Source organism: Streptomyces sp. NPDC001415, assembly GCF_053597395.1.
In genome coordinates, this window is sequence record NZ_JBSFIE010000009.1 from 203,071 (window position 1) to 217,991 (window position 14,921).

General features: G+C 72.1%; 17 protein-coding genes. 7 read left to right on the forward strand and 10 right to left on the reverse strand.

Translation table 11 applies throughout. From position 1 onward, the window contains the following. On the reverse strand, nucleotides 1-906 hold the full coding sequence (locus tag ACWC2B_RS15220; RefSeq protein WP_450716910.1) for a DMT family transporter: 906 nt from the start codon (nucleotides 904-906) through the stop codon (nucleotides 1-3). A 68-nt stretch (nucleotides 907-974) separates the two neighbouring features. Here ACWC2B_RS15220 and ACWC2B_RS15225 point away from each other — a divergent pair, with 68 nt between their 5' ends. Further along, nucleotides 975-1,484, forward strand: a complete 510-nt coding sequence (locus ACWC2B_RS15225; protein ID WP_450716911.1) for a hypothetical protein — start codon at nucleotides 975-977, stop codon at nucleotides 1,482-1,484. Nucleotides 1,485-1,503: 19 nt separating this feature from the next. On the opposite strand, the gene ACWC2B_RS15230 is transcribed toward ACWC2B_RS15225, so the two are convergent. Beyond that, nucleotides 1,504-2,256, reverse strand: a complete 753-nt coding sequence (locus tag ACWC2B_RS15230; protein WP_450716912.1) for a hypothetical protein — start codon at nucleotides 2,254-2,256, stop codon at nucleotides 1,504-1,506. A 194-nt stretch (nucleotides 2,257-2,450) separates the two neighbouring features. Between ACWC2B_RS15230 and ACWC2B_RS15235 the strand changes: the two genes are divergently transcribed. The 3 genes from ACWC2B_RS15235 to ACWC2B_RS15245 are packed head-to-tail and all read left to right on the forward strand — an operon-like array spanning nucleotide 2,451 to nucleotide 5,468. Continuing rightward, the gene (locus ACWC2B_RS15235) at nucleotides 2,451-3,728 is read left to right on the forward strand and encodes a magnesium transporter MgtE N-terminal domain-containing protein (RefSeq protein ID WP_398876311.1); all 1,278 of its coding nucleotides are present in this window, start codon (nucleotides 2,451-2,453) and stop codon (nucleotides 3,726-3,728) included. Continuing rightward, the gene (locus ACWC2B_RS15240; RefSeq protein WP_450716913.1) at nucleotides 3,715-4,290 is read left to right on the forward strand and encodes a DUF1003 domain-containing protein; all 576 of its coding nucleotides are present in this window, start codon (nucleotides 3,715-3,717) and stop codon (nucleotides 4,288-4,290) included. Before ACWC2B_RS15235 ends, ACWC2B_RS15240 begins: the two co-directional genes overlap by 14 nt. 44 nt (nucleotides 4,291-4,334) lie before the next feature. Then, nucleotides 4,335-5,468, forward strand: a complete 1,134-nt coding sequence (locus ACWC2B_RS15245; RefSeq protein WP_450716914.1) for an Mrp/NBP35 family ATP-binding protein — start codon at nucleotides 4,335-4,337, stop codon at nucleotides 5,466-5,468. A gap of 122 nt (nucleotides 5,469-5,590) precedes the next feature. Here the strand turns inward: ACWC2B_RS15245 and ACWC2B_RS15250 are convergent, their stop codons facing one another. From ACWC2B_RS15250 to sigE, 5 genes are all read right to left on the reverse strand, one after another. Beyond that, the gene (locus ACWC2B_RS15250; protein WP_450716992.1) at nucleotides 5,591-6,277 is read right to left on the reverse strand and encodes a hypothetical protein; all 687 of its coding nucleotides are present in this window, start codon (nucleotides 6,275-6,277) and stop codon (nucleotides 5,591-5,593) included. Nucleotides 6,278-6,408: 131 nt separating this feature from the next. Next, nucleotides 6,409-6,861 (reverse strand): sec-independent translocase, encoded by a 453-nt coding sequence (locus tag ACWC2B_RS15255; RefSeq protein ID WP_450716915.1) that lies wholly within the window; start codon nucleotides 6,859-6,861, stop codon nucleotides 6,409-6,411. A gap of 189 nt (nucleotides 6,862-7,050) precedes the next feature. Further along, a complete protein-coding gene (locus ACWC2B_RS15260) occupies nucleotides 7,051-8,829 on the reverse strand; it encodes a S1C family serine protease (RefSeq protein ID WP_450716916.1) in 1,779 nt (592 codons plus the stop codon). 90 nt (nucleotides 8,830-8,919) lie between these two features. Further along, the gene (locus tag ACWC2B_RS15265) at nucleotides 8,920-9,903 is read right to left on the reverse strand and encodes an anti-sigma factor family protein (RefSeq protein WP_450716917.1); all 984 of its coding nucleotides are present in this window, start codon (nucleotides 9,901-9,903) and stop codon (nucleotides 8,920-8,922) included. After that, nucleotides 9,900-10,676: an RNA polymerase sigma factor SigE gene (sigE, locus tag ACWC2B_RS15270; RefSeq protein WP_382598511.1), complete on the reverse strand. Its 777-nt coding sequence runs from the start codon at nucleotides 10,674-10,676 to the stop codon at nucleotides 9,900-9,902. Before sigE ends, ACWC2B_RS15265 begins: the two co-directional genes overlap by 4 nt. Nucleotides 10,677-10,842: 166 nt before the next feature. Here sigE and ACWC2B_RS15275 point away from each other — a divergent pair, with 166 nt between their 5' ends. Further along, the gene (locus ACWC2B_RS15275; RefSeq protein ID WP_450716918.1) at nucleotides 10,843-11,508 is read left to right on the forward strand and encodes an O-methyltransferase; all 666 of its coding nucleotides are present in this window, start codon (nucleotides 10,843-10,845) and stop codon (nucleotides 11,506-11,508) included. Between the two features lie 138 nt (nucleotides 11,509-11,646). Here the strand turns inward: ACWC2B_RS15275 and ACWC2B_RS15280 are convergent, their stop codons facing one another. Continuing rightward, the gene (locus ACWC2B_RS15280; RefSeq protein ID WP_003966491.1) at nucleotides 11,647-11,814 is read right to left on the reverse strand and encodes a DUF3117 domain-containing protein; all 168 of its coding nucleotides are present in this window, start codon (nucleotides 11,812-11,814) and stop codon (nucleotides 11,647-11,649) included. A gap of 320 nt (nucleotides 11,815-12,134) precedes the next feature. Between ACWC2B_RS15280 and chcB the strand changes: the two genes are divergently transcribed. Continuing rightward, nucleotides 12,135-12,935 carry a 2-cyclohexenylcarbonyl CoA isomerase gene (gene chcB, locus ACWC2B_RS15285; RefSeq protein ID WP_450716919.1) on the forward strand — a complete coding sequence of 267 codons (801 nt, stop codon included), beginning with the start codon at nucleotides 12,135-12,137 and terminating at the stop codon, nucleotides 12,933-12,935. Between the two features lie 23 nt (nucleotides 12,936-12,958). Here the strand turns inward: chcB and ACWC2B_RS15290 are convergent, their stop codons facing one another. Further along, entirely contained in the window at nucleotides 12,959-13,540 is a 582-nt protein-coding gene (locus ACWC2B_RS15290; RefSeq protein WP_450716920.1) for a DNA-3-methyladenine glycosylase I, read from the reverse strand. Continuing rightward, nucleotides 13,537-13,917: a DivIVA domain-containing protein gene (locus ACWC2B_RS15295; protein ID WP_450716921.1), complete on the reverse strand. Its 381-nt coding sequence runs from the start codon at nucleotides 13,915-13,917 to the stop codon at nucleotides 13,537-13,539. The genes ACWC2B_RS15290 and ACWC2B_RS15295 overlap by 4 nt, the downstream gene beginning before the upstream one ends. Nucleotides 13,918-14,030: 113 nt before the next feature. Here ACWC2B_RS15295 and folP point away from each other — a divergent pair, with 113 nt between their 5' ends. Next, the gene (folP, locus tag ACWC2B_RS15300) at nucleotides 14,031-14,915 is read left to right on the forward strand and encodes a dihydropteroate synthase (protein ID WP_450716922.1); all 885 of its coding nucleotides are present in this window, start codon (nucleotides 14,031-14,033) and stop codon (nucleotides 14,913-14,915) included. The last annotated feature ends 6 nt before the right edge of the window (nucleotides 14,916-14,921 follow it).

Here is a 14,921-nt window from a genome sequence, read left to right on the forward strand (position 1 = left end):
TCAGTTGGCCCGGTTCGCCCGTACGACGAGGGCGAGCCCGGCCAGGATCACGAGCAGCGCCGGGTAGGCGAGGGCCGGGGGCTGCTGGCCGAGCCAGAGGGCCGCGATGAGGGCGGCGCCGGGGGTTTCGAGCAGGATCGCCGTAGAGGTGACGGACGGGCCGAGGCTCGCCACCACGCGGTTGAGCAGCGAGTGCCCGAGCAACTGGGCGGCGACCGTGAGCACCGCGAGCTTCAGCCAGGTCCCGCCGTCGTACGAGGTGAGGTCGGCCCCGCTGACGAGGGTCGCCGCCAGGAGCCCGGCGGCGGCCGTGGCGTAACAGAGGTAGGTGTACGGGACGGTGTCGACGCTCTTGCGGACCTCGGCGCCGAGCAGCACATAGCCGGCCGCCGCGATGCCGCCGCCGAGCGCGAGCGCGTCACCGGCCAGCGCGCGCGGCGACAGGCTGAGGTCGACCCCGGTGAGCAGGACCACTCCGACGCATGCGGCGAGGGTGCCGGCCCACACCAGGGCGGGCGGGCGGTGGCCGCGCAGGCGCAGCGCGATGGTCGTCCATATCGGGGTGGTGGTGCACAGCGCGGTCGACGAGGCGACGGACGTCATGCTCAGGCTCGGCAGCCACAGCCCGAAGTGCAGCGCCAGCAGGGCGCCCGCGCCGACGGTGAGCCCCACCTCGCGCCGTGTCAACGCGCGCAGCCGGGCACGGTACTTGAACCACGCCACCGGGGTCAGCGCGCCGACCGCGAGCGCGTTGCGCCAGAAGGCGATGGCGAGCGCGGGCGCGGCGGTGGCGGCGATCAGGGGCGCGGACAGCGAGACACTGGCGATCGCGACGGCGAGCAGCACGACGTCGATGCGGGGGACGCCGGCGGCGACCTGCGGTGCGGGGGCGGTGGCGGTGGTCACGGCGAAAGCGTAAGGGGCATGACCGGATTACGGAACTGACTAATCCCCGGGGCCTCTACTGTGGTGGCATGACGCAGACGTTGCTCGACCAGGCCCTTGTCGAGGAGGCCACGAAGAAGTCCGGGCTCATCTGGGTGCGCGGCACCGGGGTGGCCGAGCGGGCCCTGTGGCACGTGTGGCTCGACGGTTCGGCGTACGTGGTCGGCGGAGGGCCGGGCGAGCAGCCGCTGGAGGGCCTGACCGATGGCGGCACGGCGGCGGTGACGGTCCGCTCGAAGGACAAGGGGGGCCGGCTCGTGGCGTGGACCGCGCAGGTCTCCGAGATCCCCGCGGGTACGGATGCCTGGGAGACGGCGGTGGCCGAGCTGAAGGGCAAGCGCCTGAACGCCCCGGACGGCGAGGCCATGCCGGCCCGCTGGGCAGCCCAGTGCCGCCTCCTCCGCCTGACCCCGACGGGCCCCCTGGGTGCGGCCCCGGAGGGCTCCTTGGCCGCGTCGCCGGTGACGACCCCGGCGACGACGCGGCAGGCGGTGCCGGCGGCCCTGCCGGGCCTGCTGTTCAAGCGGAAGCGGCGCTGAGCCCCCGAGCGGCCCCGGGTCACGTCTTGGGCAACTGCTTGCCGTAATCCACCGTGTCCCCCTTCGCCGGCGCGGCCAGCGCGAAGTCCTTGTTCCAGTCGGCCAGTTCGAGGACACCCGCCCCGCCCGCCCGCTCGAAACGCAGGGGGTAGGGCGTGCCCTGGAGGGAGACGTCCAGGGTGCCGCCCTCGCCGTCCTTGCCGGCCGCGATCCGTACCGTACGGACGTCGCCGACCTCGGACCGGTCACCCTTGGACAGCGAACCCTGAAGCCCGACCATCCCCTTGAGCAGCACCGACTTCTCGGTGAACCCGCGCAGTTGCTGGTACGCGGGGTCCCCCGACGGCACCTTGACGTACTTGTCGTCGAGCTTGCCCGCAGCCGAAGCCGCGCCCCCCGACTCGCTGTGCGACCAGAACCCCGCGTCGGCCTTGAGGAACAGGTCGTCCCCCACCCGCAGCAGTCCGAACGTGCTCTTCTGCGAAGTGACCGTGCCCGTCCCCCCGCTGCTCTTCAGCTTCATGTCGATCTTGTACGAACCGCCCTTGCTGACCAGCGTCCCCGAGAGGCGCACCGCGTCCGCGCCGTCCGCCGCCGTCCGCGCCTTGTTCTCGATCTCGGTCGCGGACAGCTTGCCGACGCCGTTGGTCCCCTCGTCCGGATCCGTACCGCAGGCGGTGAGCGCCGCGGCGAGCCCCGCACACAGCGCGAGGGGCAGGGCGGCCCGGCGGGCCCGGACCCGTACCCGTACGGACAAGGGGGATGAGGTCACCTGCGCACTGCCTCTCGCATGGATGTGGGGGTCGGCAGACCGCACCCTACCCGCAGTGCCTACGCTGCTCGGCAGAGCGCCGTACGGGCGACCCGCAAGGGCGTACCGCGGCGCCACCGGCTAGCCTGAAACCCTTGTCCCGCCAGCGATCGCGGTGGTGCGGAGCAACCCTGAACGGTTAAGGAGGCGCTCGTATGGCGGCAGGCGCCCCCCGGGTCTTCGTGTCACACCTCTCCGGCGTCGCCGTCTTCGATCCCAACGGCGACCAGGTCGGCCGGGTGCGCGACCTCGTGGCGATGCTGCGGGTCGGCCGCAGGCCTCCCCGGCTGCTCGGCATCGTCGTCGAAGTGGCGGGCCGCAGGCTGATCTTCCTGCCCATGACCCGGGTCTCCGGCGTGGAATCGGGCCAGGTCATCACCACCGGCGTCGTGAACCTGCGCCGCTTCGAGCAGCGCCCGACCGAGCGCCTGGTCCTCGGCGAACTCCTGGACCGCCGGGTCACGCTCGTCGAAACCGGCGAGCAGGTGACCGTCCTCGACGTCGCGATCCAGCAGCTGCCGGCTCGCCGCGACTGGGAGATCGACAAGGTCTTCGTACGCCGGGGCAAGTCGGGCGCGCTGCGCCGCAAGGGGGAGACGCTGACCGTCGAGTGGTCGGCCGTCACCGGCTTCTCCCTTGAGGAGCACGGCCAGGGCGCCGAGAACCTCGTCGCCACCTTCGAGCAGCTGCGCCCCGCCGACCTCGCCAACGTCATGCACCACCTGTCGCCCAAGCGCCGCGCCGAGGTGGCCGCGGCCCTCGACGACGACCGGCTCGCGGACGTCCTGGAGGAGCTGCCCGACGACGACCAGGTGGAGATCCTCGGCAAGCTGAAGGACGAGCGGGCCGCCGACGTCCTGGAGGCCATGGACCCGGACGACGCCGCCGACCTGCTCTCCGAGCTGCCCGAGGAGGACAAGGAGCGCCTCCTCACGCTGATGCAGCCCGACGACGCGGCCGATGTCCGCCGGCTCCTGTCGTACGAGGAGCGCACCGCGGGCGGTCTGATGACGACCGAGCCGATCGTGCTGCGCCCCGACGCCACCGTCGCCGACGCCCTGGCCCGGGTACGCCAGCAGGACCTCTCCCCCGCGCTCGCGGCGCAGGTGTACGTGTGCCGGCCGCCGGACGAGACGCCGACCGGCAAGTACCTGGGTACCGTGCACTTCCAGCGGCTGCTGCGCGAGCCGCCGTTCGCGCTGGTCAGCTCCGTGGTGGACAGCGATCTGAAGCCGCTGCCACCGAACGCCTCGCTACCCTCGGTGACCAGCTTCCTCGCCGCGTACAACATGGTGGCGGCCCCCGTGGTGGACGCGAGCGGCTCGCTGCTCGGCGCCGTGACCGTCGACGACGTGCTCGACCACCTGCTGCCGGAGGACTGGCGCGAGACGGAGTTCCACGGGCCGGAGGGGGTACCGGATGGGCGGCACTGACCGGACGGAGGAGCGCACCCGTGCGAGCGGCGCGAGCGCCCTGCCGCGCGGCAGGGCACGCCTCGACCAGCCGCGCACTCCGCGGATGCGGCTGCTTCCGGAGTACGACCCCGAGGCGTTCGGCCGGTTCAGCGAGCGGATCGCCCGCTTCCTGGGCACCGGGCGGTTCATCGTCTGGATGACCCTGGTCATCATCCTCTGGGTCGCCTGGAACGTCTTCGCGCCGAGCGACCTGCGCTTCGACAACTACCCGTTCATCTTCCTGACCCTCGCCCTGTCGCTCCAGGCCTCGTACGCGGCCCCGCTGATCCTGCTCGCGCAGAACCGGCAGGACGACCGCGACCGGGTCACCCACGAGCAGGACCGCAAGCAGAACGAGCGGTCCATCGCGGACACCGAGTACCTCACCCGTGAAATCGCCGCCCTCAGAATGGGCCTCGGCGAGGTGGCGACCCGCGACTGGATCCGCTCCGAACTCCAGGACCTGGTCAAGGAGATGGAGGAGCGCAGGAACGTATTCCCGCCGGAGCGGGCGTACGGACGTGACGAAGGCGACCGCTGACAGGGCTTTCCGTACTGTGCGGTAAGCGCCGTACCATCGGCTGTATGGCTACGGAAGACGCGGTGCTTGAGGCACTGGCGACGGTGAACGACCCCGAGATCCACCGACCGATCACTGAGCTCGGCATGGTCAAATCGGTGGAGATCGGTGCGGACGGGGCGGTTGCCGTCACGGTGTACCTGACCGTCTCCGGCTGCCCGATGCGCGAGACCATCACCAAGAACGTGACGGAGGCGGTCGAGCGGGTCGAGGGCGTCACCCGCGTCGACGTGACGCTCGACGTGATGAGCGACGAGCAGCGCAAGGAGCTCGCCTCCGCGCTGCGCGGCGGCACCGCCGAGCGCGAGGTGCCGTTCGCCCAGCCCGGCTCGCTGACCCGCGTCTACGCGGTCGCCTCCGGCAAGGGCGGCGTCGGCAAGTCCTCGGTGACGGTCAACCTGGCGGCCGCGATGGCGGCGGACGGCCTGAAGGTCGGTGTCGTGGACGCCGACATCTACGGCCACTCCGTGCCCCGCATGCTGGGCGCCGACGGCAAGCCCACCCAGGTCGAGAACATGATCATGCCGCCGTCCGCGAACGGCGTGAAGGTCATCTCCATCGGCATGTTCACGCCGGGCAACGCGCCGGTCGTGTGGCGCGGCCCGATGCTGCACCGCGCGCTCCAGCAGTTCCTCGCGGACGTGTACTGGGGCGACCTGGACGTCCTGCTGCTCGACCTGCCGCCGGGCACCGGTGACATCGCGATCTCGGTGGCCCAGCTGGTCCCCAACGCCGAGATCCTCGTGGTGACGACCCCGCAGCAGGCCGCGGCCGAGGTCGCCGAGCGGGCCGGCTCCATCGCCGTGCAGACCCACCAGAAGATCGTCGGCGTGGTCGAGAACATGGCCGGGCTGCCGTGTCCGCACTGCGACGAGATGGTCGACGTGTTCGGCACCGGCGGTGGCCAGAAGGTCGCCGACGGCCTCACCAAGACGACCGGCGCCAACGTGCCGGTGCTCGGCTCCATCCCGATCGACGTCCGCCTGCGCGAGGGCGGCGACGACGGCCGCCCGGTCGTCCTGTCCAACCCGGACTCCCCCGCGGGCGCCGCCCTGCGCGCCATCGCGGGCAAGCTGGGCGGCCGCGCCCGCGGCCTGTCGGGCATGTCGCTGGGGATCACCCCGCGCAACAAGTTCTAAGACGCGTACGCAGCAGCCGTAAGGGGTGCCCCGCTATTGCGGGCGCCCCTTACGCATGCGGTCGGCGGCCCACGCGTGCGGGCATCGCCGCGGGCGCACGCCCTGGACGGCCGCGAGCCCGCTCACCCTCCGTACGAGCCGATGTCCACGATGACCGAGAACGCGAGCCCGTACGCGCTCAGCCCGCGGCCGTACGCCCCGATGTGCACCCCGCTGCGCGCCGAGCCGGCGAGCACCCAGCCGAACTCGGACTCGCGGTAGTAGAACTCGGTCGGCACGCCGTCGACGGGGAGCGAGAGCGTCGACCAGTCGTCGCCCTCCAGATCGTCGGCGAGCTCCCAGGCCGTCTCGGTCTGCTGGTCCAGCCACTCGCCTCGCCGTACGTGGTCCATCTGGGCGGGCCAGGTGAAGGAGGCCAGTCCCGAACCGGCCAGCCAGGCGGCCGAGGAGACCGAGGTGGCCTCCAGGACGCCGCCGTCACTGCTGAGGCGCACCGGATTCGCCGGAATGGTCACCACCGCCGCGAACCGCTCCCGTTCGGCCGTGGCCGCGTCCGGAGCGTCCGGTCGTATCGACGGCTCGTCGCCGTGTCCGACCGAACCGTGCTGGACCATGCCGTCGGCGGCCACCGCCACCTGCATCAGCCAGCGCGGCCCGGTGAACGCCTCGTCGAGTCCGTACCAGGGGAAGGGCGCGCGCAGATAGCCGTCGAGCGTACGCCAGGCCGCCGACACTCCCTCCGATGTGGAACGGGTGCCCTCGGTCGCCCCTTGAGCTGACTGCCCCGCTGCCCGGCTTGTCGTCTCCATCTGCCCGGCCGCCTCCTCGATCAGTAGCGTCCGGAGCGGCCCGCCCCCACGGGCGTCCTTGCTGCCGGACAGATGGAGGATAGCCACCCCGCCGCGGCTCGCCGGGAAAGCCCAAGTCGGATTGGCGTGTATCAGGTGGCGTCCGCGTCGAACGGGGGGCGCTCGCCCGGGTCGAGCTTCTCGCGCTTCTTCAGCAGGTCGGGGGTGCCGCCCGCACCATTCACCGAGCCGTTGGCGGCCGTGGTGGCGGTGGCCGATTCACGGCCGTGCACCGCGTCCGCGACCTCTTCCATGTCCTTGCGGAGGTCGAAGCTGTTGCGGATCTCCTTGAGCCCCAGGTCGTCGTTGTCCATGAGCTGCTTGCGGACGAACGTCTTGGGGTTGAGGTCCTCGAACTCGAAGTCCTTGAACTCCGGACCCAGCTCGGCCCGGATGTCCTGCTTGGCGCTCTCGGAGAAGCTGCGCACCTTGCGGATGACGTTCGAGACGTCCTGGATCAGCTTGGGCAGCTTGTCCGGACCGAAGATGAGCACGGCGAGGACCACGAGTGTGACCAACTCCATGGGCCCGATGTCGTTGAACACCCGATGCTCCTCGTGTTCTCAGTGCTCGCGATCTCGGCGCTTGAGACACAGGCTCTCAGCTCCGCGTCCGGTCATGGACCGCTCCACGGTACCCGGCCGAACTGTCGCCGCGGTACCCGCGGGGTGACCTTTGGCCATCGGTACGGGACCGGTGGGGCGCCCGGCCCGCGGGCGCCCCGAAAGCCGGGGTCAGGACGAGGAGCCGAGCGTCAGGGTGAGCTCCTGCGCCTTGCCGTCCCGCTGGACCGTGAGCTTGAGCTGATCGCCGGGGCGGTGCGCGCGGATCTTCACTATCAACTCCTCGCCGCTGTGCACCCGCTGGCCGTCGACCTTGGTGATCACGTCCTGCGACTTGATGCCCGCCTTGGCGCCGGGCCCGTCGGTGGCGACGGCCGGCTTGCCGTCCCCCGTCTTGTCGCCGACGCGGGCGCCGTCGCCGGTGAACTTCATGTCGAGCGTGACGCCGATCACCGGGTGCGTGGCCTTGCCCGTGTTGATCAGCTCCTCGGCGACCCGCTTGGCCTGGTTGACCGGTATGGCGAAGCCGAGCCCGATCGATCCCGCCTGGCCGCCGCTGCCCTCCGTGCTGCCGCTCCCGGCCGACCTGATCGCGCTGTTGATGCCGATGACGCGGGCCTTGGAGTCGACGAGCGGGCCGCCGGAATTGCCCGGGTTTATGGGGGCATCGGTCTGGAGCGCGTCGACATAGCTGACGTCGCTGCCGTCGCCGCTCTCGCCCCCGGCCGTGATCGGGCGCTCCTTGGCGCTGATGATCCCGGACGTCACCGTGTTGGACAGGTCGAAGGGCGCCCCGATGGCCACCACCGGGTCGCCGACCAGGACGTTGTCGGAGTTGCCGAGCGGCAGGGGCTTCATGCCCGATACGCCGTCGACCTTGACGACCGCGAGGTCGTACCCGGAGTCGCGGCCGACCACCCGGGCGGGCGCGCTCTCGCCCCCGCTGAAGGTCACCGAGATCTTCCCCGAGTCACCGGCGGGCTGGACGACGTGGTTGTTGGTCAGGATGTGCCCGGCGTCGTCGAGCACGAAGCCGGTGCCGGTGCCGGACTCGGTGGCGCCGGTGACATGGATGGTGACCACGCTGGGCAGGGCGCTGGCCGCGATCCCGGCGACGCTGTCCGGCGCCCGGCCCTGCGGCTCCTTGCCGGACTGCGGCAGCTTGACGCTGGTGATGCCGCCGTTGCGCTCGACGTACGCGCCCACGCCACCGCCGATGCCGCCGGCGACCAGGGCGAGCAGCACGGCCCCGACGAGCAGGGCCCCGCGCCGCCGCTTCCTGGGCTCGGGCTGCCCGACCTGGCTGAGCGGCTCCCCGGGCGCCCCCCAGGGGTCGTACTGCAGCCACTGCGAGGCGGGCGGCACGGGAGGAGCCGGAGGCGCGGCGTACGAGGCCTGCGGTGCGGGCGCCTGCTCCACGGGGGCTTGAGGTGCGGCCGCCTGCTGTACGGACACCGGGGCCGGCGGGGCTGCCGGTGCCTGAGGGGCGGCGTAAGCGGACTGCTGAGGCAGCGGGGTGCCCCCCGCCGGCGTCGGCACCGGCCGCTGCACGGGCGGCGCGGGCGCCCACGGCCCGGGCCCACCGTAGGGCGGCGTGCCATAGGGATCGGGCGCGTGCAGGGGCTGACGGGGCGCGGGGGGCCCGGACTGAGGCTGGGGCTCGGGCTCGGGCTCGGGCTCGGGCTCTGACGGAGGCTCGGTGGCCGGGTCGGCGATGAATCCGGTGGCGGGCGCGGCCTGGGTCGGCGGGGCCGCCGTCGGGTTCGCGGGGTGCGTCTCGGCCGCTGGTGCGGGCTGAGCCGCCTCGCCCGCGGCCACCGGCGGAGCCAAGTCGTAAGTCTCGGCCGGGACTTCGGGGGCCACCGCCGGGGCTTCGGTTTCGCGGGGGCGGCCTGCCTGCGGTCGGCTCCACCACTTCGGCTTCGGCCCGGTGGGCTTCTGCTCGTTCATGCTCTCCCCGCAACTGGCTTTCCTGCGTGCTCCGACGAGCACCCCTCCCCCGGATTCAACCAGGTTGCCGGGGGCGAGGGCAGGGCGCGGTCAGCGCCGGGCGGTGAGCGGGAGCCCGGAGGCGATCGGAGCCGCCAGGTGGGACGGTGCCGCCGGGGTCACGGACGGCGTCAGGGCGAGCACTCCGGCCGTGAGGTCCGTCGTGGTGAGCGGGAGCGTCGCCACAGCCGGCCGTATCAACGGGGGCAGCGACGAGCCGTTCAGCCGGGCCGCCGGGAACGCGCCGCCCAGCGGCTGGACGGGCCCGTTCTGTGCGGGCATGCCGCTCAGGCTGCGCGCGGCCGGGGCCGGAGCCGGGGGTTGTGCGGGCATGGCCGACAACACACTGGCCGCGGCGCCTCCGCGGCGGCGGTCCTCGGCCGAACTGCCGCTCGGCGCCGGGGTGTTGGAGCGCATCGGGACGACATTGCTGCCGCCGCCCGCGGCACGGGCACCGGACGTCGAACTCAGCGGCAGGGTGCCACCGAGCGCGATCGCCGCCAGGGACACGGCACTCGCGGCGGCGAACACGAATCTGCGGCCCCGCCACACCGAGCCCGACCGGTCCTGCTCGGACCTGCCCACCTCGTGGATGCGGAAGCCGCCGCTCACCCCGTCGGGCAGAACCGCCGCATGGGAGCCGACCGGGACGTAGCCGAAGCCGCCCGAGCGGGGAACGCGCGGGTCCCCGGGGCCGTCCGCGGTGGGGGTCAGCACCCCGAACCCTCCGAAGAACCCGTCGGCCTGGCGCCCCCCGCCGAACGGTGAGCCGTCGTCGTCACCCCCGGATCCGGTGGGCCCGCCGGGCAGGCCCTGGAGCCGGGCGAGGAAGCCCTCCGAGGGCGGCGGCGGGGCCGCCTGGGCGAAGACGTTCTTCAGGTTGCGCTGGGCGTCGGCCTCCGCCTTGCACTTCGGGCAGGTCGCCAGGTGGGACAGGACGCGCTCGCGGGCATCGTGGTTCAGCTCGCCGTCGACCAGGGCCGCGAGCCGGTCCCCGAGGTGCTGTTCCGCCGGGGTGGGACTCGTACCACTCACGCCATCCCCTCTCCGGCCACCCCGAGAGCTCCCGGCGCCACCCCCGCCAGCGCGCGCTGCTGCTCGGCGCGGGCTTCGGGCGAACGGTGCTGGAGGGCCTTGCGCAGGTGGGAGCGGCCGCGGTGGATCCGGCTGCGGACGGTGCCGAGCTTCACTCCGAGGGTGGCCGCGATCTCCTCGTACGAGAGGCCCTCGATGTCGCACAGGACGACGGCCGCACGGAACTCGGGTGCGAGCGTGTCGAGGGCCTGCTGGACGTCGGCGTCGAAGTGGGCGTCGTTGAAGACCTGTTGGGGGTTGGGCTCGCGGCTGGGCAGCCGCTCCGCCGCGTCGTCACCGAGCGCGTCGAAACGGATGCGTTGACGGCGGCGGACCATGTCGAGGAAGAGGTTGGTGGTGATGCGGTGCAGCCAGCCCTCGAACGTGCCCGGCGTGTACGTCGACAGGGAGCGGAAGACGCGGACGAAGACCTCTTGCGTGAGGTCCTCCGCATCGTGCTGGTTTCCCGTCAGGCGGTAGGCGAGGCGGTACACCCGGCCGCTGTGCGTGCTGACAATCTCCTCCCATGTAGGGGGAGTCCACGCCTGGGAATCCGCGTCGGCGAAGGTCGCGGTAGTTGCGGAGCTGGTAGCGCGGGAACGGTCAGCAATGTTGGTCACGGATTTCGGCTCACCCGCCGACCTGAGAAAGCGCCGCAGCACTCCTCCCCGATCCACAGGCGCAGCCGCACCTCCCCTGTCGGCTCTGGTGGTGTCCAGTGGAGCCCCTACCATAGCCACCTCGCCCGTTAGCTCCGGATAAGAATCTTTACGTGCATTTGGGACCGGCTTCCGGCCCTCTTCCCCGAACTTGTCCATGCGCTCCCCCCGCGGTTCCCCCTGTCCTCCTTAACGCGCGGTCCCATCTGCGGGTTCCCGACCGCAGCGGATACAGTCACCGTTGCGCCAACCAAGGGGACAGGAGAGGGCCATTACCGCCAACCGGCAGACGAGCTGGGCGTTCGCGGACGCCTTTGTCGCCGAGGACGACGCGCTGCGCTGGGCCCGCGACCGGGCCCGGGAGGCAGGCCTGCGTTCGGTGTCCCCGGGGACAGGCGCCGCACTGCGGCTGCTCGCTGCCACGGCGGACGCGAAGGCGGTCGCGGAGATCGGCACCGGAACCGGCGTCTCCGGCATCTACCTTCTGCAGGGCCTGCGGCCGGACGGCGTGCTGACCACCGTCGACCCGGAGCCGGACCGCCAGCAGTTCGCCAAGCAGGCGTTCCGCGCGGCCGGTTTCGCGGGCAACCGGGCCCGGTTCATCCCCGGGCGCGCGCTGGACGTACTGCCCCGGCTCGCGGACGGAGGGTACGACCTGGTGTTCTGCGACGGCGACCCCATGGAGTCCCTGGACGTCCTCGCTGAATCGTTGCGCCTGCTGCGACCGGGCGGAATCGTCTGCTTCGAGGGCGTCTTCGCCGACGGCCGCACCGTCGACTCGGGGGCCCAGCCGGCCGAGGTGCTGCGGCTGCGCGAACTGCTGCGTACGGTGCGCGAGAGCACGGAGCTCGTCGCCTCGCTGCTGCCGGTCGGCGACGGGCTGCTCTGCGCGGTACGCCGCGGCTGACCCGCCGCCCGCGAACCTCCGCAGGACTTTCAGAGCCTGGGCCCGAGCGGCCCCCACACACAACACCGCCCCGGCTCGGCACGTACTCACGTACATACCGGACCGGGGCGGTGAAGAGTCTGGGTCGAACCCGCTAACTCAGCCGACGACCTTCTTGAGGGCATCGCCGAGTGCATCGGCCTCGTCCGGAGTCAGCTCGACGACAAGCCGACCGCCGCCTTCGAGCGGAACGCGCATGACAATGCCCCGCCCCTCCTTGGTCACCTCGAGCGGGCCGTCGCCCGTCCGCGGCTTCATGGCCGCCATGCTCGTTCCCCTTCCTGAAACCAGCTCATCGTCAGCCGACGGCCCCCGGGATTGGGCACGCGTCACGGCATCGAACACATTGCTTCCAGGTCATTATCCCGCATCGCAGGACCCGATGACCAACATCGGTCCGCATCGCTTGGGCAACGCGCTCTATCAAAACCACTCAATTCGGCGATCCGCCTGCGATACTTCGCCGCCGCCGGTTCCCCCCAGTGCCCCGATTGTTTGACGCAGGTCACATGCCCACCGCTCGCGATCTCCGCCATGCTGAGCGGATACGACACCTGAGAAGCATCCGCGACGGAGGGGATCCCACCATGGCCGACACCGTGCTGTACGAGGTGAGCGACGGGCTCGCGACGATCACGATCAACCGGCCCGAGGCCATGAACGCCATGAACACGGAGGCGAAGGTCGCGCTCCGCGAGGCGGTGCGGGCCGCGGCCTCGGACCCGGCGGTACGGGCCGTACTGCTCACCGCGACCGGCCGGGCGTTCTGTGTCGGCCAGGACCTCAAGGAGCACGTGGCTTCGCTGACGGCGGACCGCGAGGCGGGCACCGGCCAGACGATGAGCACCGTGCGGGAGCACTACAACCCGATCCTGAAGGCGCTCACCGAGATGCCGAAGCCCGTTGTGGCCGGCGTCAACGGGGTGGCGGCGGGCGCCGGGCTCGGGTTCGCGCTGGCCGCGGACTACCGGGTGGTCGCGGACACGTCGTCGTTCAACACCTCGTTCGCCGGGGTGGCCCTGACCGCCGACTCGGGCGTCTCGTGGACGTTGCCGCGCCTGATCGGCCAGTCCCGCGCGGCCGACCTGCTGCTGTTCCCGCGCTCGATCTCCGCGTCCGAGGCGTACGAGATCGGCCTGGTCAACAAGGTCGTACCGGCCGCCGAGCTGGCCGCCGAGGCCCTCGCCGTGGCCCGCGCGCTGGCCGAGGGGCCGACCGTGGCGTACGGCGCGCTCAAGGAGTCGCTGGCCTACGGCGCGGGCCACACCCTGGCCGAGGCGTTGGAGAAGGAGGACGAGCTCCAGACGAAGGCGGGCGCCTCCGAGGACCACGCCATCGCGGTGGCCGCGTTCCTCGCCAAGGAGAAGCCGAAGTACGTCGGCCGCTGAGAGCCTGGCGGTCCGGGGCGGTGTCAGGCGCCGCCCCGTGCCACGCAGTCCGCGAGGTGGTCGTCGACCAGGCCGCAGGCCTGCATCAGGGCGTACGCCGTGGTCGGGCCGATGAAGCGCAGGCCGCGCTTCTTCAGGGCCTTGGACAAGGCCGTCGACTCGTCGGTGACGGCCGGGACGTCGGACAGCGTGCGGGGCGCCGGGCGGGTCGCCGGGTCCGGCGCGTACGACCAGATGAGGGAGTCGAGCTCGCCGGGTGACCAGGTCGCCAGGGCCCGCGCGTTGGCGACCGTCGCCCCGATCTTGAGGCGGTTGCGGATGATGCCCGTGTCGCCGAGCAGCCGCTCCTCGTCGGCGTCGGTGAACTCGGCCACCTTCGCGATCCTGAAGTCGGCGAAGGCCTGCCGGAAGCCCTCGCGGCGGCGCAGAATCGTGATCCAGGACAGGCCCGACTGGAAGGCCTCCAGGCAGAGCCGCTCGTACAGCGCGTCGTCGCCGTGCACCGGCCGGCCCCACTCGGTGTCGTGGTACGCCACGTAGTCCTCGGTGGAAAGGCCCCAGGGGCAGCGGAGCCGGCCGTCGGGACCGGGGATCGCGCCGCTCATCGCCGGGGCTCCTCGTCGGACGGCTCGGTCGCGGCGTCTTGTGCCGCGGGGCCCTGGCCGCCGGCCACGAGCCGCTTCCGGCTGTGTTCGAGCGTGGTCTGGAGCTCGGCGATCCGGGCGTCCCGCTCGGCGAGCTCCGCGCCCAGTCTGCTCAGCACGTCGTCGACATCGGCCATCCGGTATCCCCGCAGCACCACCGGGATGCGCAGCGCCTCCACGTCGGCCCGGGTCACGGGGCGGTGCTCGGGCAGCGGGTCCACCAGGTGCTCCGGCTCGGCGTCGGGCAGCACCGCGCCGTCGTCGCCACCTCCGCCCACCACGGCGAGGGTCACGGCGGCGACCACGACGACCATCGCGATCAGCAAGAACCAGAACACGAGCGAGCCTCTTCCCGACGCCGGAAACTGTTCGGGTCCGATCGTGCCATGCGGCACTGACAGTTAGGGTCGCAGGCGGACAACGGCCCGGACCACAGCAAAGGACACAGGGGATGCACAGCGGAACGGACCGCGGCACGCTGCGGCTGGGACGACGCGAGTTCGCCGCGTACGAACCGGTGATCATGGCCATCGTGAACCGGACCCCCGACTCCTTCTACGACCAGGGTGCGACCTTCCACGACGAGCCCGCGCTGGCCCGCGTGGAGCAGGCGGTGGCCGAGGGCGCGGCCATCATCGACATCGGCGGGGTGAAGGCGGGCCCCGGCGACGAGGTCACGCCCGAGGAGGAGGCGCGGCGCACGGTCGGCTTCGTGGCCGAGGTGCGCAGACGGTTCCCCGACGTGGTCATCAGCGTGGACACCTGGCGGCACGACGTGGGCGCGGCGGTCTGCGAGGCCGGCGCGGACGTCCTGAACGATGCCTGGGGCGGCGTCGACCCGAAGCTCGCCGAGGTCGCGGCGCGCTACGGGGCGGGCCTGGTGTGCACCCACGCGGGCGGTGTGGAGCCGCGTACCCGGCCGCACCGGATCGCGTACGACGACGTGGTGGCGGACATCCTGCGGGTCACCGTGGGCCTCGCGGAGCGGGCCGTGGAGCTGGGCGTGCGGCCCGACGGGATCATGATCGACCCCGGTCACGACTTCGGGAAGAACACCCGGCACAGCCTGGAGGCGACGCGGCGGCTCCAGGAGATGACCGACACCGGGTGGCCGGTCCTGGTCTCGCTGTCCAACAAGGACTTCGTGGGCGAGACGCTGGACCGGCCGGTGAAGGAGCGGGTGATCGGGACGCTGGCGACGACGGCGGTGTCCGCGTGGCTGGGTGCGCGGGTGTACCGCGTCCACGAGGTGGCGGAGACCCGGCAGGTCCTGGACATGGTGGCCTCGATCGCCGGCCACCGCCCCCCGGCGGTGGCCCGCCGGGGACTCGCCTAGAGCGCG